Source organism: Raineyella sp. W15-4 (genome assembly GCF_033170155.1).
Classification (GTDB): Bacteria; Actinomycetota; Actinomycetes; order Propionibacteriales; family Propionibacteriaceae; genus Raineyella.
Window position 1 is genome coordinate 2,111,645 of the sequence record NZ_CP137079.1, and the last position, 19,723, is coordinate 2,131,367.

Below are 19,723 nucleotides of genomic sequence, written 5' to 3' on the forward strand. Positions count from 1 at the left end.
CCGCTCCGTGGCGGCCTAGCCGCCCAGCGCCTGACGCATCCGCGCCACTGCGGCCTGCGCGTCCTCGGTCCGTTTCTGGTAGGTCCCCAGGTCACCGGCCTTCAGGGCCTTGTCCGCGTCGCTGAACGCCTGCTGGGCATCGGCGACCGCCTTCTGCAGGGCCGCCTCGTCGATGGTGGTGGATCCAGTGGTGGTGCCGGACGGCGTGGTGGTGGTCGTGGTCGTGGTGGCCTGGGCCGGGCTGCCGGTCTCCCCCGTGCTGGCACCGGCGTTGCCCGCGAAGACCTGGTCGAGGGACTCCTGCAGTGTGGTGCCGATGCCGACCGAGTTGCCGAACCGGGACATCACGAAGGTCAGCGCCGGATAGGCGCCGGTGGCCCCCTGACGTTCGGTGTAGACCGGCTGGACATAGAGCAGGCCGCCGCCGACCGGCAGGGTCAGCAGGTTGCCGTACGCCGCATTGGCGGTGCCCTGGTTGAGGTAGGGCCGCAGCCGGGTGGCGACCTGCTCGTTCGTCGTCATCGCATTGAAGGTCTGACCGGGACCGTCGATCTGGGTCTGGTCCGACATCCGCAGGATCCGGATCTGGCCGTACTGCGGACTGGCGGCATCCGCGTTCACCGCCATGTAGGAGGCGAGATTGGACCGGGCGTTGGGAACGTACACCGAGGTCAGGCTGAAGCCCGGGTTCTGGTCGCCGGGCCACTTCACCGACAGGTAGTACGGCTGCTCCTTGTTGCCGGTGCCGAGCACCGGGTCGTCGGGGATCTGCCACAGGTCGGTGCGCTGGTACCACTGATGCGGATCGGTCATGTGGTAGCGGGCGAGCACCTCACGCTGCACCTGGAAGAGGTCCTCCGGGTAGCGCAGGTGGTTGAGCAGGTCAGCGGAGATCTTGTCCCGGCTCTGGATCAGGCCGGGGAAGGCCTTCTCCCAGGTCTGCAGGATCGGGTCCGACTGGTCCCAGGCGTAGAGGCTGACGGTCCCGTCGTACGCGTCAACGACGGCCTTGACCGAGTTGCGCATGTAGTTGACCGAGGAGCCGCCGACCCCGAGCCCGGTGTCGGTGCTGCGCTGGGAGGAGATCGCCGAGGTGAGGTTGACCCGCTGCGCGTTCGGGTAGGTGTTCGAAGTGGTGTAGCCGTCGACGATCCACACCAGCCGGCCGCTGACGATCGCCGGGTAGATGTTGGAGTCGACGGTGAGCCACGGCGCCGCGGCCTTGACCCGCTCGGTCGGAGTGCGGTCGTAGATGATCCGGGAGTCGGCGTTCACCCGGTCGGAGAGCAGGATGTTCGGGTCGGCGAACCGGATCGCGTAGAGCGCCCGGGTGATCATGTTGCCGATCGGCACGCCGCCCTTGCCGTCGTAGGTGAACATCTTCGACCCGCCGCTCTGGTCCCCGCCGCCGGGCGTGTCGAGCTCGACGGGCGCGGCGCCGGCCGGGGCGCCGACGATCGAGTAGTCGGTGAACAGCTGGCCGAAGTAGACCCGCGACTGCTGCTCGTCGAGCTTGCCGGTCGGCGGGATGTCCTTCTCGACCCAGTCCGGCTGGCCCTCGGACTGGCGGCGGTTGCCGTACGCGGCCACCATGCCGTAGCCGTGGGTGTAGACGGTGTGGATGTTGTTCCAGCTCTTGGAGTCCAGCCCGTTGAGGTCGATCTCACGGGCGGCCACCACGACGTCACTCTCCTGGCCGTCGAGGGTGTAGCGGTCCACATCGAGGGTCTTCGGGAACTGGTAGAAACCACGTACCTGCTGGAACTGTTCGTACGCCGGGGCGACCACCTTGGGGTCGATCAGCCGGATGCCGGGCAGCGCCTCGGCGTCCGCGCGCAGCTGGCCGGCCGAGGTCTGGGTCACCGCGGTGTAGTCCTGGACCTCGACATTCGAGACCCCGAACGCCTCCCGGGTGGCGGCGATGTTCCGCTCGATGTACGGCTTCTCCTTGTCCGGCTCGTCCGGGGTCACCGAGAAGGCCTGCACCGCCGCGGGATAGATCAGGCCGAGGATCAGCCCGGACAGCACCAGCAGGATCACCGCGGCCAACGGGACCCGCCAGCGGCGCAGCGCGGCGTTGGCGAAGAACAGCAGCGCGCACAGCACGGTGATCACCGCGAGGATGAGCTGGGCGGTGGATCGTACGTGGTCGTCGGTGTAGCCCATCCCGGTGAGCAGCTGCCCCGAGCCGACCTGGAGCCCGTACCGGTCGAAGACCCGCAGCGCCGCGTACACCAGCAGGACCACGCCGATCAGGACGGACAGGTGGATCTGGGCGCCGGCGGAGGACCGGGCGCCCCGGTCCAGCCGCAGCGCCCCCGACAGATAGTGGATCACCAGGGCGACCAGACCGCTGAGCACCAGACAGGTGATCAGGAAGTTCAGCGCCATCCGCCAGAACGGGTAGTCGAAGACGTAGAACCCCGGATCCAGGCCGAACCCCGCATCATGACCGCCGAACGGGGTGCGGTGCAGCCAGGCCAGCACGGTGTCCACGTTGCCCGAGACGCCGAACCCGGCGAACAGGCCGAGGATGCCGCCGAAGACGAAGAGCACCGACCGGAACCGGCCGCTGAACAGCACGTGCCGATAGGTCTCCAGCAGGCCGCTCTGGGCGGTCGGCCGGGTCCGGGGCCGCAGCCGCAACGCGATCAGGCCATTGCCGATGACCAGGCCGGCCATCACCGTCAGGCCGAGGACGAACAGCAGCACGCCGGTCAGCAGTCGGGTGCTGAACACCGTCGAATAGCCGAGGCTGCGGTACCACAGGAAGTCGGTCCAGACGTTCGCCGTCACCGCGAGCAGCACCAACAGCACCGCCATCACGACCAGCGTGATCAGCAGCGGGTGCGGCCTGCGCCGGGGCCGGGTCGGGGAGGCGGTGCTCACGGGACACTTCCTTGTTCTCGGTTCTCGGAACGTGGGTCGGACCCCATCCTAGGGGGCCGGGCCAGGGCGACGGCTCAGCGCAGCGTACGGCTGAGCAGCGCCGAGAGCCCGGGGGCCAGTTCGGGGCCGCCGAGCAGTTCCTCCGGCGCGGACGCCAGCCGGGCCAGACTCTGCTGCTCGCCGGAACGCAGTACCCCGGCGACCACCCGGATGTCCTGGCGGCGAGGGTGCTCGGCGACGTAGCGGGCCGCCTCCTCGGGATCCTCGGGGATGTCGACCTCGGCGTCGGAGGGCAGGAAGGCCCGCTCGATCGCCAGCGCGCACCCCTCGACGGTGTCCGGCCAGGCGATCCCCTGCAGGGCCGTCACGATGTCCTCGCCGGCATGCCAGGTGTCCTGCTCGATCGAGCTGATCGCGTCCGCCGGACGGTGCTCCGCGTCGAGGGCCTCGGCGAGGTGTGGTTCGGCGGCGACGAGGTCCGCCGTCCGCACCAGGGCGAACAGCCGGGCCGGTTGGTCCCAGCCCAGCGAGGAGACGTGGCGTTCGATCTCCATCAGGGCGGCGACCAGGGCGTCCGCCGCGTCGGTGGGCGTGCTGTCAGGCTCGGTCATCGGGGTCCTCCTCGGGATGTCAGGAACAATGGGGCAGATCGGCGACCGGGGTCTGCGGCCGGGAGAGCACGTCGACCGCCTGCTGCAGGTCGTCGACCGGGACCAACGGCAGGTCGGTGCGCAGCCGGACGGCCTCGTCGCAGTTGCCGCGCGGGATCAGGAAGAGCGTCGCACCGGCGGCCCGGGCACCGGCCACCTTGGCGGGCAGCCCGCCGATCGATCCGACCGTGCCGTCGGGATCGATGGTGCCGGTCGCGGCGATCACCCGGCCGGCGGTGAGGTCCTCCGGCGTCAGTCGGTCGCGGATCGCCAGGGCGAAGACCAGGCCGGCGCTGGGCCCGCCGATCGCCGGGTCGATGCCGAAGGTGACCGTCCCCGGGTGGTCGTACCCCACCCCGACGGTCGCACCGATCCTCGGCTGGGCGGGGTCGTCGGTGCCGGCGACGGTGGGTACCGTGACGTCCTGCCGGGCCCCGGAGCGCAGCACGGTGATCCGCACCGACTCGCCGACCCGGCGGGCCCGGATCCGTGCCGTGGCGTCGGTCGGTGAGGTGACGGTCACCCCGTCGACCGCGGTGATGGTGTCCCCCGGGTCGAGGCGTCCGTCGGCCGGCGTCCCGTCGGTCACCCCGACCACGGTCGTCACCTCGGTGACGGTGACCCCGGCGCTGCGCAGACCGGCCACGATCGCCGACTGCTGGGCGGTGTCCATCATCTGGGTGCTCTCGGCGGTGTTCTGCTGCTCGGTGGTCCCCGGGGGATACACGGCGTCGCGGGGCAGCACCTCACGCCAGGGCAGCCAGTGGGCGGCGAGCGCGGCGGGCAGGGTGATCCGGGAGTCGGCGCGGGTCACCCCGACGGTGGTCAGCCGGAGCTGGCCGTCCGTCGGGTAGCTGGTCAGTCCGCTGATCGCCACCGCCTGTCCCTGTCCGGAGGCGGCCGGGCCCAGCACGTCCATGGTCCGGCCCGGGCTCCACGTCACGTACGGCACCGGGACCAGGGCGAGGACCATCGCCAGCACGACGAAGGTCCCGGCGGCCGCCGCGGTCGTCGTGGGAGTGCCACCGAACACCCGCCGTAGCCAGGCACCGGCCCGCCGCAGCGGGGAACGCCGGCCGCCGCGGGCGGTCACCACGCGGGAGGTCACAGACCGACCCACGTGGTCACGCCGCCGTCGAACGCCTGTCGTTTCCAGATCGGCACCTCGGACTTGATCCGGTCGATCAGCACCTGGCAGGCCGCCAGGGCGGGGGCCCGGTGTGCCGCTCCGACGGCGACCGTCACGGCGATGTCCCCGACGCCCAACCGGCCGACCCGGTGCTCGGCCCCGGCGGCGAGGACGTCGTACGCCTCGGCCACCTCGGTGACCAGCGCGGCCAGGGTCCGCTCGGCGGTCGGGTGGGCGGAGTACTCCAGCCACTGCACGGTCGCGCCGGGACCCTCCGGGTCGTGGTCGCGGACCAGGCCGACGAACACCCCCAGGCCACCGACCGTCCGGTCCACGACCGTACCCAGCAGGTCGTCGACCACCAGGGGCTCGGCCGTCACCCGTGCACTCGTCCGCAGCATGCCCACGACTGTACCCACCGCCGCGCCCACCGCCGCGCCCACCGCGCCGTGTCCGCCCCCGCCGTACCGTCCCCGGACACGCCTTGCCGGATGCGGTTCAATGGACGCAAGTCAGATGCCCACGAGCAGGAGTCACACACCATGGCCGATGATCCTCGCCGCGACGACAGCGACCCGGACGAGGGCAAGCCGGAGGAGAACGCCTTCGAGGAGTTGCTCCGTCGGTTGGGCCTGCCCGGAGCCGGCGGCCCCGGGGGCACCCCCGACCTCGCCGCCCTGCTGCAGCAGCTCCAGCAGACCTTCGGGCAGATGTTCGCGGCCGGGGCCCCCGGACCGACCGCCGGATACACCGGCTTCGTGAACCCCGCCGCCGGTGGCGGCGCCCCGGTCCAGCCCGGGCAGGTCGACTGGCGCCAGGTCAGCACCATCGCCCGGCGGGTCTGCGCCGAGCGTGGGTCGGACCCGGCCCCCTCGCGGGATCAGCGCGAGAGCCTGGCCGAGGCGACCCGGATCGCCGAGGGTTGGTTGGACCGTTCGACGTCCTTCCCGGCCACCGAGCGGGCGCCCAAGGTGTGGAGCCGCGCGGAATGGATCACCTCCACCCTGCCGGTCTGGCAGCGGATCATCGCCCCGGTGGCGACGAGCTTCGCCGACGCCCTGGCCGACGCGCTGCTGCAGTCCGCCGACCCCGGCGAGGAACAGCCGGCGGAACTGGCCCAGATGGCCGGCCTACTCCAGCCGATGCTGCGCACCAGTGGCGCGATGATGTACGGCCAGAAGGTCGCCGAAGCGCTCGGCCGGCTGGCCTCGGAGGTGCTCGGCCTCACCGACATCGGGCTGCCGCTCGGCGACGACGGCGCGGTGGTGCTGTTGCCGACGAACGTGGCGGAGTTCTCCGAGGGCCTCGACCAGTCCCCCACCGACATCCAGGTGTACCTGGCCCTGCGCGAGGCGGCGCACCAGCGCCTCTTCGCCGCCGTGCCCTGGCTGCGCCCGCAGCTGCTGTCGCTGTTCGAGCAGTATGCCGCCGGTATCCGGATCGACATGTCCGCGATGGAGGACATGTACCGCGACCTCGACCCCTCGACGATGGACCTGGCAGCGATGCAGGAGGCCTTCGAGAAGCTGCAGGGCAGCCTCTTCGAGCCGGTGCGTACGCCCGAGCAGCAGGCGGTGCTGGAACGGCTGGAGACCCTGCTGGCGCTGATCGAGGGCTGGGTCGACGACACCGTCACCCAGGCCACCGGGCGGTGGATGCCCACCGCGCCGGCTCTCGCGGAGACGCTGCGCCGCCGCCGGGCGACCGGCGGCCCGGCCGAGGAGGCGCTCAACACCGTCGTCGGCCTGGAGCTGCGGCCCCGCCGGATGCGGGACGCGGCCAACCTGTGGGCCGCCCTGCGGGAGGCGCGGGGGACCGACGGCCGCGACGCGCTGTGGACGCACCCCGATCACCTGCCCACCTCGGCCGGGCTCGACGACCCGTTGGGGTTCGTCGCCGGTGAGGTCGACCAGCGCGGCGGCGAGACGGGGCCGGCGCCCGAGGCGTACGACATCGACGCGGAGCTGGAGCGGCTGCTCAGCGAGGCGGACCGGGACCGCGGCACGGACACCGACCCGCACGGTTCCGACCAGGATCCCGACGGCCAGTGATCCCGGATGGCGGACGGAAGGTGTCCACACGGTGAACGGTGTCGGACCGTAGGATGGCCACCCGCCGTCCACATGTTGACCACATTTCATCCACAAGGTTTTCCACAACCGTGGACAATCGGCTCCTCGGTGCGGCCACTCCCCGACCCGGCCGGCCCCGCTCGGACCCGGCGCCGGCCGACCTCCGGGCTGACGCCGGACGGACGGCCTTGACGTACTCCGCCACGGCCGCCTAGATTGGCCGAAGGAGGCCCTCCGTGGTCGGTGGTTCGCAGGGGAAGGCGAGCCTGATCGATAGCGTGAGGGCCTTCCGCCTGCCCGGGTTCGATCAGCGCCGCACCGATCACCGCAGCAGTGTTGTCCGTTCCCCACCCGGTGTTGTCCGTCCCCTTGTCAGGGGTGGATCCGTGGTCCCTCCGGGGCGATCGTGGTGGGCATGGACGAGTTACTGGATGCCCTCCCCGGACCACCCGTGGCACTCCGGCCCCGGCTGTTGGCCGGCGTGCCGATTCTCCGGCTGCGGGACGGGACGGTACAGGTGGGTTGTGATGCAGATCACGGTATCCGGTTCGGGGACGCTCCGCCCGGGACCCCGCGGATGCTGGCCGACCTGACCGGGGAACACGCCCTCGGTGACCTCGCTGACCGGTGGAACTTGCCGCTGCGGGCTGTGGACAACCTGGTGACAACTCTACGGACGGCCGGTCTGCTCGCTGTGGACGGCTCACAGCAAGGCCCACTGGGAGGCCTCCCGGTGGCCCGAGTGGTCGCCGCGCCGGCACTGGCCGCCGATCTCACTTCCGGACTGCTCGAGGCCGGGGTCGGGACGGTCCACGTGATCGCCCCCGGGGCCGCGCCGGGGACCGCCCGCGGCCGGCTCCGGGATCGGGTCCGGGTGGCCGACACGGTGGATCGCCGACCGCTGCCGCCGGGGACGCCCACCGTCGTCGCGCCCGGCTGCCTGGAGCCGGACCCCGCCCTGGTCGAGACGCTGATGCGCGCCGACGATCCCCACATCGTGGTCCGGCCACGGCCGGCCGGGGTCCTGGTGGGCCCGTTCGTCCTGCCCGGGCGGACCTCCTGCCTGGTCTGCGGCGATCTCGGCCGGGCCGCCCGCGACGCCTCCTGGGTCGAGCAGCGGGCCGCGATGACAGCGATCGAGGCACCGTACGCGGCGGCGCTGCGGGACTGGACCATCGCCACCGTGCTGACCCAGCTGGCCTGTTGGGCGGCCGGCGGCCGGCCCGATCTGGCCGACCGTACGGTCGAGCTGGACACCCGCGACTGGCGGCAGAGCTGGCGGGCGTGGCGACCACACCCGGCCTGCGGCTGCGGCTGGTCCCCGCCCGGTGCGGCGAGCGCCCCGGCGTGGGGTCAGACCGTCCCGCCCGGCGCGGCGGCGAGCGCCCCGTCCTCGTCGACGAGGCCGGGATCGGCAACGATCCTCAGCACCGCCTCGCCGTAGTGCTCGATCTTCCCCGCGCCGATCCCGCGCACCGCCCGGAGCGCCCGCTCGTCGGCGGGGCGGGTCTCGGCCAGCGCCAGCAGGGTCGCATCGGTGAAGATCACGTACGCCGGCAGGCTGTGGGTCTTCGCCTCCCGGCGTCGCCACCGGCGCAGCGCCTCCGCGGTCGCCTCGTCGTAGGGGACCTCACAGTCGTGGTGGTGACCGAGCTTGCGCTCGGCCGCGTCGCGCAGCGCCAGGCCGCACACCCGGCAGGTCGCGCTGAGCGCGCTGCCGCGTCGCCGCCCGCCGCCGGACCCGCGACGCGCCGCCTCGGGCGTGGCCGTCACCCCGGTCGGGAGGACACCGTCGAGGAAACGGGACGGCCGGCGCCGACCGTTACCGCCGGACCGGGCCCGCGACCAGGACACCCGCAGGTGCCGGCGGGCCCGGGTGATGCCGACGTAGAGCAGCCGGCGTTCCTCGTCGAGCTGGTCACGACCGGTGGCGAGCACGAACGGCATCGACCCCTCGTGCACCCCGCTCAGCGCCACCGCGTCCCACTCCAGCCCCTTCGCGGCGTGGAAGGTCGACAGGGTGACACCGTGCGCGATCGGTGCGTGGTCCGCCGCCGCCCGGGCGTCGAGGACCTCCGCGACGTCCGCCAGGTCCGCTCCGGGCCGCTCGGCCAGGACGTCACCGACCAGGTCGATCAAGGCGGCGAGCGACTCCCACTTCTCCCGCCGCGATCCGGAGCCCGACGGTGCCGTCTCGCGCCACCCGATCGGTTCCAGCAGGGCCTTGGCCTGGTCGAGAGGTCCGACCCCGTCGACCTGGCCGGTGCGAGCCTGGGCCCGCAGCAGGCCGATCCCCTGCCGCACCTCGGCCCGCTCGTAGAACCGTTCGGCGCCCCGGACCAGGTAGGGGATGCCCGCCGCGTCGAGGGCCTGCTCGAGCTGCGGGGACTGCGCGTTGATCCGGAACAGCACCGCCATCTCCCGCCAGTCCACCCCCTGCTCGGCCAATGAGGACAGCCAGCCGGCGATCCCGGCCGCCTCCTCCGCCTCGTCGGTGGCCTCCGCCCAGACCGGTGCCGGGCCGGTCGGCCGCTGGGCGACCAGCGCCTGCTGTCCGCTGTGCCCGATCACCCGGTTGGCGACGTCCACCACCTCCGGTGTCGAGCGGTAGTCGCGGACCAGCCGGACCACCGTCGCACCCGGGTGGCGCCGGGTGAACCCGGTCAGGTAGTCGGCCCGGGCACCGGCGAAGGAGTGGATGGTCTGCGCCGGATCGCCGACCACACAGAGCTCCTCGGACTCCCCCCGCCACAGCGTCAGCAGGGCCTCCTGGAGCGGGGAGACGTCCTGGTACTCGTCGACGACCAGGTGCCGGTAGGTCCGGCGGACCTCCTCGGCCACCTCCTCGCGCTCGGCGAGCATCGCCGCGCAGCACAACAGGATGTCCTCGAAGTCGATCACCCCGTGGTCGGCCTTGAGCCGCTCGTACCCGGCAAACACCCGCGCGATCGTCTCCGGTTCCAGTCCCGACACCTCCCGCCGGGCCCGCCGGGCGACCTGGGGATAGCTGTCGGCGTCGGCGTTGGAGACCTTGGCCCAACCGATCTCGCCGAGCAGGTCGCGCACCGTCCCCTGGTCGGTCTCCACCCGCAGCCGGCGGGCCGCCTCGACGACCATCCCGTAGCGATTGTCCGCCAGCCGCGGCAGCGGGCGCCCGTACGCCTTGGGCCAGAAGTACTGGGCCTGGCGCAGCGCCGCGGAGTGGAACGTCCGGGCCTGCACCCCACGGGCCCCCAGCTGCTGGAGCCGGCCCCGCAGCTCCCCCGCGGCCCGGGTGGTGAACGTCACCGCCAGCACCTGGGTGGGGACGTAGGCGCCGACCGCGCAGCCGTACGCGATCCGGTGCGTGATGGCCCGGGTCTTCCCGGTGCCGGCCCCGGCGATCACCACGACCGGACCGGTCAGGCCGGTCGCCACCGCGCGCTGCTCGGGGTCCAGCTGGTCGAGGAGGGCTTCGGCGGAGGTCGGGTCGGCTGACGGGGTGGCGGACATGCCCCACACTGTAGGCCGCTGCACCGACACCGCGGCCCGCCTCGAGTGTCACCACCCTCCTCTAGGGTGGTGGCCATCATGATCCACTCCACGCCGACCGGCCGCCCCACCCTCCACCTCGGGGCGGATGCCGAGGTGCTCGCCGACGCCCTGGCCGAGGCGTCGGCCGCGCCTCCGGCCGATGTGTTCGACGAGTTGCTGATCACCTGCGAGGGACCCGGCACCCAGCGCTGGCTGGCGCACCGGCTCACCCGTACGCTCGGGATCTCCGCGGGCATCGCGATGCCGCCGCTCGCCGGTTGGCTGCGGGAGGTGACCGCCCGGGCGATCGGCGTCGATCCGGCCACCGACCCCTGGCGGCCGGGCCGGCTGGGCTGGCACGTGGCGGCCCTGCTCACCGACACCGACCGCTGGCGGGGCAGCACCCTGGGGGCCTGGCAGGAGGCACAGCGGACGGCCGGCGGCACGGTGTGGCTGGCCCGACACGTCGCCGAGGTGCTACTCGACTACACCCGCCGCCGACCCGAGCTGCTGGCGGGCTGGGCGGCCGGGCAGGATGCCGGGGTGCCCGCGGACCTGGCCTGGCAGCCGCCGCTGTGGCGCGCCCTGCTGGCCCGGCCCCAGACCGCAGCGGTGCCCGACCCGGTCTCCCGGATCCCGTTGGTCGAGGAGGTGCTGGGGAACGGCCCGCTGCCCGGGGTCCCCGCGGCGATCGACAGCTGGGCCCCGGGCGCGCTGAGCGCGCCGGAGATCCGGCTGCTCACCGCCCTGTCCCGGTCGCACCAGGTGCGGCTGTGGCTGCCGGGGACCTCGGCCGGGGCGGGGATCCATCCGCTGACGGGCGTCCTCGACCGCGAGTCCGCAGCGACCCGGACCGCCCTGCTGGACGCCGGCGCCCGGGTGGTGGAGCACCGGCCGGCGGAGGCGCCGCGGCGTACGCTGCTGGACCGGCTGCAGCACGACCTGGCACGGGGCGAAGTGAGTCCCCCCGCGCCACCGGAGCCGGACGACACCAGCATCTCGTTGCACTCCTGCCACGGCCCCGACCGGCAGGCGGAGGTGCTCCGCGAGGTGATCTGCGGGCTGCTCGCCGACGACCCGACCCTGGAACCGCGTGACATTCTCGTCGCCTGCGCCGATCCGGCCCTGCTGCCGGTGCTGGCGGCGGCGTTCGCCGCCACCGACCCGGAGCGACCGGGCGGTCATCCGGCCCGGGCCATCCCGGTGCGGTTCGCCGACCCGGACCGGCGGGAGCACAACGAACTGCTCAGCCGGCTGGTCGAGGCCCTGACGATGGGCCGGGGCCGGGCCGGCGCGACAGAGCTGGAGGCCTTCCTCGGGGCCGATCCGGTGGCCCGGCGCTTCGGGCTGGAGGAGGACGACGTGGCGCGGGCGCACCAGCTGATCGCCGCCGCGGGAGTGCGGTGGGGCATGAACGCCGCCCACCGCGACCGGTTCGGCCTGGCCGGGGTCGGGGCGAACACCTGGCTGAGCGGGCTGAACCGGATGCTGGTCGGCATCGCGATGACCGAGGACGGGTCGTACGCCGTCCGCAGCGGGCTGCCGCTCGACGACGTGGGGTCCTCCGACATCGAGGTGGTCGGGGCGGTGGCCGAGCTGATGGCCCGGTTGATCCGGCTCGCCCGCGCCGCCGACGATCCGCACACCGCCGCCGAGTGGGCGACCATCTGCCGCGAGGCGATCGAGCAGCTGATGGAGCCGGCGCCCGAACGGGCCTGGCAGCTGGACCACGCCTGGCGGATCCTGGCCGAGGTCGCCGAGGCGGCTCCGGCCGACGCCCCGCCGCTCGCGCTGGACGACCTGCTCGACCTGCTCGACGACGCGGTGCAGGGCCGGGTGCCACGCTCCGCGTTCCGGTCCGGTGCGATGACCGTCTGCTCGCTCACCCCGGCCCGGCACGTCCCCTACCGGGTGGTCTGTGTGGCGGGTCTGGACGACGGCCGGCTGCCCAGGCCGGAACGTGCCGACGGCGACAACCTCCTCGACCTGGCCCCGGAGCCGGCCGCGCTCGGGCCGCGGCATCACGACCGCCAGCTCTTCCTCGACCTGGTCCGCGCCGCCCGCCAGCACCTGGTGCTCACCTGGACCGGCGCCGACCCGCGGACCGGCGAGACCCGGCCGCCGGCGGTGGTGGTCAGCGACCTGCTCGACGCGCTGCGGCCGATGCTCGCACTGCCGGAGGGCGACCGGGTCGAGGATGCGCTGGTCGCCCGCCATCCGCTGCAACCGTACGCACCCGCGACGTTCGGCGACCCGGCGGCGGCCCGCTACCGGGCCTCGGCGCTGTCCGGATTCGACCCGGCCGCGGCCGCCGGCGCCCGTGCCCTGGCCGCGCTGTCGCCGGCCACCGACCGGCGGGCCGAGGAGCCGCTCGCCCACCGACTGCGGATCCCCGCCTGGGAGTGGGCCGACGGGGTGGTGCCGCTGGCCGATGTCGTCGACGTGCTGACCCACCCCGCTCGGGCGTTCCTGCGCCGCCGGGCCGGCTTCACCCGGTGGACCGAGGAGGACGAGCCCGCCGACGCGATGCCGCTCGGACTCGACGGGCTGGGTGTCTGGGCGTGCGGCAGCCGGGTGTTGGCGGCCACCCTGCGTGGTGACGGCCTCGACGAGGCGCTGCGGGCCGAGCAGCTGCGAGGGACCCTGCCGCCCGGCGCCGCCGGTGCCGGGATCCTGGACCGGATCCGGGCGACGGTGGACCGCATCCTGCGGGAGTCCGCCGCCCTGCGGGCGGAGGCTCCGCAGACCCGGCACGTCCGGGTGCCGCTGGCGGACGACCTGGTGCTGAGCGCCGACGTCACCACCCGGGGGTCCTCGGTGGTCACCGTGGCGTACGGCCGGATCGGGCCACGGCACCGGCTGACCGCCTGGTTCGACCTGCTGTCCCTGGCCGCCGCCGAGGTGGTCGAGCGGCCCCGCGCCCAGCTGGTCGGCCGCAACGACCTGATCGGGCTGGCCGCCCCCGACCCGGCGACCGCCCGCTTCCTGCTCGACCGGTGGGTGCGGGTGGCGACGCTGGGACTCACCACACCGCTGCCGCTGCCGCTGCGGACCGGGGCGGCGCTGCAGAGCAGCGTCCGTCCGGGCACCGGCGGCGCCGAGCTGTGGGGTCATCGGGCCCTGCTCCAGGCCTGGGAGCAGGAGCGTGACGCCAACTGGGAGCTGTTGTGGGGGCCCGACCTGCAGGCCCTGGTCCGGGCTCCTCGGCCGGCGCGGCTGCCGTCGATCGGCGACGAGCCCACCTGGATCGCCGACCTGGCCAGGGGACTGTGGTCCCCCCTCGAGGAGGCGGAGCAACACCGATGATCCCCATGCCCGAGACCCCGCTCCTGACGCCCGGCCCCGCCGTCGACGCGCCGGCCGGTGACCCGCTCGACCTCGCCGCGCCGCTGCCGAACGGCACGACGCTGCTGGAGGCCAGCGCCGGCACCGGGAAGACGCACACCATCGCCTCGCTGGTCGTCCTCTCGGTCGCCCGGGGCACCCCGCTGCATTCGATCCTGCTGATCACCTTCACCCGGAAGGCGGCCCGCGAGCTGCGCTCCCGGGTGCGCTCCCGGCTGGCGGAGGCCCGCCGGGTCCTTGCCACACCGGCCGGGCCGGAGGAGGACCCGCTGTGGCAAGCGCTCCGCGCCGGTCCGCCCGGGGCCACCACCCAGCACCGCCTCGCCGAGGCCCTCGCCGACTTCGACGCCGCCACGATCGCCACCATCCACGAGTTCGCCGGGACGATGCTCGACCGGCTCGGCCTGCTGTCCGGGCACCGCGGCGGCACCTCCCTGCTGCCGGATCACCATCCGATCGCGACCGAGGTCGCCGACGACCTCCACCTGGCACTGTTCGGCGGGCTGGCGACCCCGCCGTTCTCTCCGGAGGTGGCCCGGACCCTCGCCGCCGCCGCGGTGGCGACACCGTCCGCACCGATCGTGCCCGATCCGGCCGACGACGCCGCTACCGCGGCCCGGGTCGACTTCGCCGGCCGCGCCCGCCGGGAGGTGGAGCGCCGGCTGCGGTCCCAGGGGCGGTACACGTACGACGACCTGATCGGCCGGCTCGCCGCCGCCCTGCGCCACCCCGCCACGGCGGCGGCCACCGCGGCCCGGCTGCGCAAGGCCTATCGGGTGGTGATGGTCGACGAGTTCCAGGACACCGACCCCCGGCAGTGGGAGGTCCTGCGGACCGCCTTCCACGGGCACAGCGACCTGTTCCTGATCGGGGACCCCAAGCAGGCGATCTACGGCTTCCGCGGCGGTGATGTGCAGACCTACCTGGCCGCTGCCCAGCAGGCGGACCGGCGCCTGACGCTGACCACCAATTGGCGCTCGGATCAGAGCGTCGTCCGCGCCGTCGAGGCGGTCCTCGGTCGCACCGCGCTCGGTGATCCCGACATCACCCTGGTGCCGGTGCGGGCCCACCACGACGGCTCGCGGCTGCGCGATCCGGTCGGGACGCCCTGCCCGGGGATGGAGCTGCGCCGGCTCTCCCGTACGTACCGCAGCATCAGTGCCCAGCGCGAGCGGATCCGACGCGATGCCGTCGCGGTGATCACCCGGCTGCTCACCGACGGCACCACCATCGACGACGGGGACCGGGCCCGGCCGGTCCGTCCCCGCGACCTCGCCGTGCTGACCCGCACCAACATCGCCGCCGAGCGGATGGCCCGGGCGCTCACCGGCCATGGCATCCCGGCGGTGCTGAACGGGGCCGACAGCGTCTTCCGGTCGCCGGCGGCTGCCGCCTGGCGCGACCTGTTGGCGACACTGCTGGATCCGCAGCCGCCCGCCGTCCACCGCCTCGCCCTGGGGCCCTTCGTCGGATGGGGACTCGAGGAGCTGATCCGCGCCGACGAGAATGACCGCTCGGTGCTGTTCATCCGGGCCCGGACCTGGGGCCGGCGGTGGCAACGGCACGGCGTGGCGGCGGTGCTCGAGGCGGCACTCGACGAGGGGGAACTGGCCGCCGGGTCGATCACCCGGACCGGGTCGGAACGCGAGATCACCGACCTGCGCCACATCGGGCAGCTGCTGCACGAGGCGGAGACCGACGGCCATCTCGCCCCCCGCCGGCTCCTCGCCTGGTTGGACGACGCGATGTCAACGGCCGGACGCACCACGGACGACGAGCACGCGCTGCGGCTGGAGACCGAAGCGGAGGCGATCCAGGTGTTCACCGTGCACTCCGCCAAGGGGCTGGAGTTCCCGATCGTCCTGTTGCCCGACATGGCCGACGTCCGTCCGGCCGCGAAGGACGAGGCGGTGCCCGAGGCGTTCACGGTCCACGACCGGGCCGGCGACCGACTGGTGGACGTCGGGGGGCGGCGGGATCCGTCCTCCCGGGCCCGTCACCGGATCGCTCTGGAGGAGGACGCCGGGGAACAGCTCCGGGTGCTCTACGTCGCGATGACCCGGGCCGCCTCCCAGGTGATCGCCTGGTGGGCACCGCACGAGAAGAACGCCCCGGCCTCCCCGCTGCAGCGGGCGCTGTTCGGCGAGCGGGCCGCCGACGGCACGCTGCCCCGGGTGGTCCCGGTCGCCGAGGACCAGACCCCGCCGCCGCTGGCCGGGGTGCGGGTGGCGTACGTGGCCGACGACGCGGAGCCCCTCCGGGCCCCGGCCCGGCCGGAACCGGCCCCGCCGCCCCTGCTGCGCCGGTTCGACCGCCCGCTCGACACCGGCTGGCGTCGGACCTCCTACACCGGCCTGACCGCGGCCCAGCACGACCAGGTCTCCGAGGCGGCGCTGTTCGACGGTCAGCGGGCCGACGACGAGCCCGCCCTGGACGGGCCGTCCCTCGGGCCGGACGCCGGCGGGCCCGGGTCCGGAGCGACCGATCCGGCGGCGGGCCGGACCTCCCCGTGGGGCCTGTTGCCGGCCGGAACGCGGTTCGGCACCTTGGTCCACGCGGTGCTCGAGGCCTGGGACCCGTCCGGGCCGCCGTTCGAGCAGCTCGTCGACGCCGCCGTGGCGGGCTCCCCGCTGGACGGGCTGGACCCGCCGGTGCTCGCCGCCGCCCTGAGGGCGGCGACCGGTACGCCGCTCGGTGCGGACCTGGCCGGGACCACCCTGGCCGACATCGCGCTCGGCGACCGGCTCAGCGAGCTCGACTTCGAGCTGCCGCTCGGCGGCGGTGACCGGCCCGGGGAGGCCTCCCTGCTCGCCGACATCGCCGACGCCCTGGACCGTCACCTGCCGGCGGACGACCCGCTGGTCGGCTATCCGGCGCAGCTGCGGGCCCCCGGGCTGGGCGACCAGACGCTGCGCGGGTTCCTCACCGGCAGCATCGACGCCGTGCTGCGGGTCGGTGGCGCCACGCCGCGGTTCGTGGTGGTGGACTACAAGACCAACTGGCTGGGCGGGTCACCCACCGACGGCGCGCTGCGGCTGGCGCCGTACGCCCCGGCGGCGCTGGCCGGGGCGATGACGGCCGCGCACTATCCGCTGCAGGCGCTGCTCTACTCGGTCGCCCTGCACCGGTTCCTCAGCTGGCGGCTGCCCGGCTACCGTCCCGAGGAGCAGCTGGGCGGGATCCGCTACCTCTTCCTGCGCGGCATGGTCGGCCCGGACACGCCGGTGGCCGGCGAGGTGCCGTACGGAGTGTTCGCCTGGCGACCGCCGGCCCCGCTGGTCGTCGAGATCGCCGACCTGATCACCGACGGGAGGCCACGGCCATGACGAGCGTTGCCGGATCCACCAGCGTGATCGGGACCGGGCCGGTCGCCGCCTTCGACGAGGCCGGCGTGTTCGGCTTCGCCGATGTGCAGGCCGCCCAACAGCTGGCCTTCCTCGGCGGGGCGACCGACCCCCGGGTACCGCTGGCCATCGCCCTGGCGATCCGGGCGGTGCGCGCCGGGTCGGTGTGCATCGACCTGGCCGGCGTCCGGGAGGCGATCTTCGAGAGCGACGAGAACGCGGTCGATGTCTCCGCCCTGGACTGGCCGGAGCTGGCCGACTGGCTGGCCTGCCTGCGGGACAGCCCGCTGGTCAGCGTCGGCGTGGACGGGCCGCCGGGGCGACCGTTGCGGCTGGTGGGCTCGCTGCTCTATCTGGATCGCTACTGGCGCGACGAGCAGTTGGTCCGTGCCGATGTGGACATCCGCCGCAGCACCCCGCTGGTCGGGGCGGACCGGGACCGGATCGCCGCGACCCTGCGGGCGGTGTTCCCCCGGGTGGAGGGCCCCGGGGGCCTGGCCCCCGGGGAGCCGGATCAGCAACGGGCGGCGGCCGCGACGACCGTGGCGACCCGCCTGTGCGTGCTGCAGGGCGGCCCCGGCACGGGCAAGACCGCGACCATCGCCCGGATCCTGGTGGTCCTCGCGACCCTGGAGCCGGACCTGCACATCGGGTTGGCCGCGCCCACCGGCAAGGCGGCCGCCCGGATGGGTGAGGCGATCAAGGACGCGTTGGCCTCGATCGGTGACGCCGACCCGGCGGTGGTACGGCGGCTCGGCCGGCTGCACGCCACCACGGTGCACGGGCTGCTGGGCTGGCGGCGGGACAGCACGACGCGTTTCGCGCACGACCGCACCCGGCCCCTGCCGTACGACCTGATCGTGGTCGACGAGATGTCGATGGTGTCGCTGTCGCTGATGGCCCGGCTGCTCGAGGCGACCCGCCCGGACGCCCGGCTGCTGCTCGTCGGCGACCCCGACCAGCTCGCCTCGGTGGAGGCCGGCGCGGTGTTCTCCGACATCGGTGCCCTGGTCCGGGCCCAGGACCCGGCCGGCCGCGCCACGACGGCGACCCGGGAGTTGCTCGGCCGGCTGGTCGACCCGGTCGACCGTCCGGCGCTGGCCCGTCCGGGACTGGTCCGGCTCGGCCACACCTGGCGGTTCCAGGGCCGGATCGCCGACCTGGCCCGAGCGATCCGGGACGGCGATCCCAGGCGTGTCGACGCCCTGATCGACGGGCTGGGACCGGGCGACAACGTCACCTTCACCCCGGTCTCCCGCGGCCCGGCCGACCCGGCGTACGCCACCCTCCACGACCGGATGCTGGCCTGGGGGTCGGAGCTGGAACGCCGGGCCGAGCAGGGCGACGCCGAGGGTGCGCTCGCGGTGTTGGACCAGCATCGTCTGCTCTGCGCCCATCGCCGTGGACCGGCGGGGGTGGCCACCTGGAACCGGATCGCCCGCAGCTGGCTGGAACGTTCCGGGGAGGAGGCGACGGCGATCGGCGAGCCGCTCCTGGTGACCCGCCGGGACACGGCGCTGCAGGTCTTCAACGGGGACGTCGGGGCGGTGGTCCGCACGCCGGCCGGCCGGCGGCTCGCCCTGGCCGACCTGCACGAGCGGAGCGTACGGTTCCTCGCCCCGGTGCAGCTCACCGGGCTGGTCCCGATGTACGCCAGCACCATTCACAAGGCGCAGGGCAGCCAGTTCCGTGAGGTGTCGGTGGTCCTCCCCGACCAGGGGTCGGCGCTGCTCACCCGGGAGCTGCTCTACACGGCGATCACCCGGGCGTCCGGCGCAGTCCATCTCTACGGCACCCGCGCCGCCCTGCGGGAGGCAGTCTCCCGGCGGGCCAATCGCGCGTCCGGACTGGCCGGCGACCGGGACGACCCGGAGTAGCGGGACCGAGCCGCTCAGGCCGGGACGCGTTCCAGCGGTCCCTGCCCGTCCTCGCCGAGCCAGTCCTCGATCAGCCGGCGGGCGATCGAGGAGCGCGGCGGCAGCACCAGGCTGCCATCGGCCCATCCGGCGCGGACGTCCGCCCGGCCGAACCACCGGCCCCAGGCCAGTTCCTCGGCGTCGACGGTGATCCGGGTGGTCACCGCGGCAGCCCGGAAGCCCAGCATCAGGGACCGGGGATAGGGCCAGGGCTGGCTGGCGACATAGCACAGGTCGCCCAGCCGGATCCCCGATTCTTCGAGGATCTCCCGGTGGATCGCCTGTTCCAGGGATTCCCCGGTCTCGACGAAGCCCGCCAGCACCGACACCCGGCCGGCCGCCCAGACCGGCTGGTGGGCCAGCAGGATCTCGTCGGCGGCGTTCGTCACCGCGACGATGACGGCCGGGTCGGTGCGCGGCCAGGTGTCCCGGCCGCACTCCGGGCAGTGCCGCATCAGGCCCGCGCGGCGCGGGTCGGTGAGGGCGCCGCAGGCGGTGCAGCGGGGCTCGATCCGATGCCAGTTGGCGAGCGAGGTGGCGCAGAAGGCGACGTCGGCCTGGTCCTCGGCGAGCCGGTGACCGATCTCGCGGACGGTTGCCGTCTCGCCCGTCACCTCGTCGACGACCCGGCAGAAGACCGGTCGGCCGGCGGCCACGCCGAGCAGGTGCGTCGTCGCGGGGTCCAGGTCTCCTGCGGTCGGCGCGAAGCGCAGTGCGGGGCCCGGTCCGACGGGCAGTCGGCCGCCCGGGCCGACCGGCAGCAGCACCGCGTCCGGTGATCGCCACTGCTGTTCCACCCACCCGGCGTCGTCCCGGTGCTCCTCGCTGCGGTCCAGGATGCTCGCGGCTGACCAGTCGATCACGG

General features: G+C 74.0%; 11 protein-coding genes. 5 read left to right on the plus strand and 6 right to left on the minus strand.

The features are described 5' to 3' along the window. Nucleotides 1–15: 15 nt before the first annotated feature. From R0145_RS09855 to R0145_RS09870, 4 genes are all read right to left on the minus strand, one after another. Nucleotides 16–2,889: a UPF0182 family protein gene (locus R0145_RS09855; protein ID WP_317836644.1), complete on the minus strand. Its 2,874-nt coding sequence runs from the start codon at nt 2,887–2,889 to the stop codon at nt 16–18. Nucleotides 2,890–2,963: 74 nt separating this feature from the next. Then, on the minus strand, nt 2,964–3,500 hold the full coding sequence (locus R0145_RS09860) for a PPA1309 family protein (protein WP_317836645.1): 537 nt from the start codon (nt 3,498–3,500) through the stop codon (nt 2,964–2,966). Nucleotides 3,501–3,519: 19 nt separating this feature from the next. Then, complete coding sequence (locus R0145_RS09865) at nt 3,520–4,647, minus strand: PDZ domain-containing protein (RefSeq protein WP_317836646.1); 1,128 nt, start codon at nt 4,645–4,647, stop codon at nt 3,520–3,522. After that, nucleotides 4,644–5,069, minus strand: coding sequence for a molybdenum cofactor biosynthesis protein MoaE (locus R0145_RS09870; protein ID WP_317836647.1), 426 nt, complete (start codon nt 5,067–5,069; stop codon nt 4,644–4,646). Before R0145_RS09870 ends, R0145_RS09865 begins: the two co-directional genes overlap by 4 nt. A 141-nt stretch (nt 5,070–5,210) precedes the next feature. Here R0145_RS09870 and R0145_RS09875 point away from each other — a divergent pair, with 141 nt between their 5' ends. Beyond that, a complete protein-coding gene (locus tag R0145_RS09875) occupies nt 5,211–6,719 on the plus strand; it encodes a zinc-dependent metalloprotease (protein WP_317836648.1) in 1,509 nt (502 codons plus the stop codon). Nucleotides 6,720–7,317: 598 nt separating this feature from the next. After that, nucleotides 7,318–8,184, plus strand: coding sequence for a TOMM precursor leader peptide-binding protein (locus R0145_RS09880; RefSeq protein WP_317836649.1), 867 nt, complete (start codon nt 7,318–7,320; stop codon nt 8,182–8,184). Here the strand turns inward: R0145_RS09880 and R0145_RS09885 are convergent. Beyond that, entirely contained in the window at nt 8,094–10,232 is a 2,139-nt protein-coding gene (locus R0145_RS09885) for an ATP-dependent DNA helicase UvrD2 (protein ID WP_317836650.1), read from the minus strand. The genes R0145_RS09880 and R0145_RS09885 overlap by 91 nt on opposite strands. A 78-nt stretch (nt 10,233–10,310) precedes the next feature. On the opposite strand from R0145_RS09885, the gene R0145_RS09890 reads away from it, so the two are divergent. Genes R0145_RS09890 through recD form a run of 3 tightly spaced genes read left to right on the plus strand, consistent with a single transcriptional unit; the run spans nt 10,311 to nt 18,819 of the window. Next, entirely contained in the window at nt 10,311–13,559 is a 3,249-nt protein-coding gene (locus R0145_RS09890; protein WP_317836651.1) for an exodeoxyribonuclease V subunit gamma, read from the plus strand. Next, complete coding sequence (locus tag R0145_RS09895; RefSeq protein ID WP_317836652.1) at nt 13,556–16,924, plus strand: UvrD-helicase domain-containing protein; 3,369 nt, start codon at nt 13,556–13,558, stop codon at nt 16,922–16,924. Before R0145_RS09890 ends, R0145_RS09895 begins: the two co-directional genes overlap by 4 nt. Then, nucleotides 16,921–18,819: an exodeoxyribonuclease V subunit alpha gene (gene recD, locus R0145_RS09900; RefSeq protein ID WP_317836653.1), complete on the plus strand. Its 1,899-nt coding sequence runs from the start codon at nt 16,921–16,923 to the stop codon at nt 18,817–18,819. Before R0145_RS09895 ends, recD begins: the two co-directional genes overlap by 4 nt. A 14-nt stretch (nt 18,820–18,833) precedes the next feature. Here recD and nudC read toward each other — a convergent pair whose 3' ends face one another. Continuing rightward, the gene (gene nudC, locus R0145_RS09905) at nt 18,834–19,721 is read right to left on the minus strand and encodes an NAD(+) diphosphatase (RefSeq protein ID WP_317836654.1); all 888 of its coding nucleotides are present in this window, start codon (nt 19,719–19,721) and stop codon (nt 18,834–18,836) included. Nucleotides 19,722–19,723 lie beyond the last annotated feature (2 nt).

What these genes read in the sequence shown, in the direction of transcription:
- R0145_RS09860 (WP_317836645.1), bottom strand. Translation starts at nt 3,500, where the DNA reads ATGACCGAGCCTGACAGCACGCCCACCGACGCGGCGGACGCCCTGGTC.
- R0145_RS09870 (WP_317836647.1), bottom strand. Translation starts at nt 5,069, where the DNA reads ATGCTGCGGACGAGTGCACGGGTGACGGCCGAGCCCCTGGTGGTCGAC.
- R0145_RS09875 (WP_317836648.1), top strand. Translation starts at nt 5,211, where the DNA reads ATGGCCGATGATCCTCGCCGCGACGACAGCGACCCGGACGAGGGCAAG.
- R0145_RS09880 (WP_317836649.1), top strand. Translation starts at nt 7,318, where the DNA reads ATGCTGGCCGACCTGACCGGGGAACACGCCCTCGGTGACCTCGCTGAC.
- R0145_RS09885 (WP_317836650.1), bottom strand. Translation starts at nt 10,232, where the DNA reads ATGTCCGCCACCCCGTCAGCCGACCCGACCTCCGCCGAAGCCCTCCTC.
- R0145_RS09890 (WP_317836651.1), top strand. Translation starts at nt 10,311, where the DNA reads ATGATCCACTCCACGCCGACCGGCCGCCCCACCCTCCACCTCGGGGCG.
- R0145_RS09895 (WP_317836652.1), top strand. Translation starts at nt 13,556, where the DNA reads ATGATCCCCATGCCCGAGACCCCGCTCCTGACGCCCGGCCCCGCCGTC.
- recD (WP_317836653.1), top strand. Translation starts at nt 16,921, where the DNA reads ATGACGAGCGTTGCCGGATCCACCAGCGTGATCGGGACCGGGCCGGTC.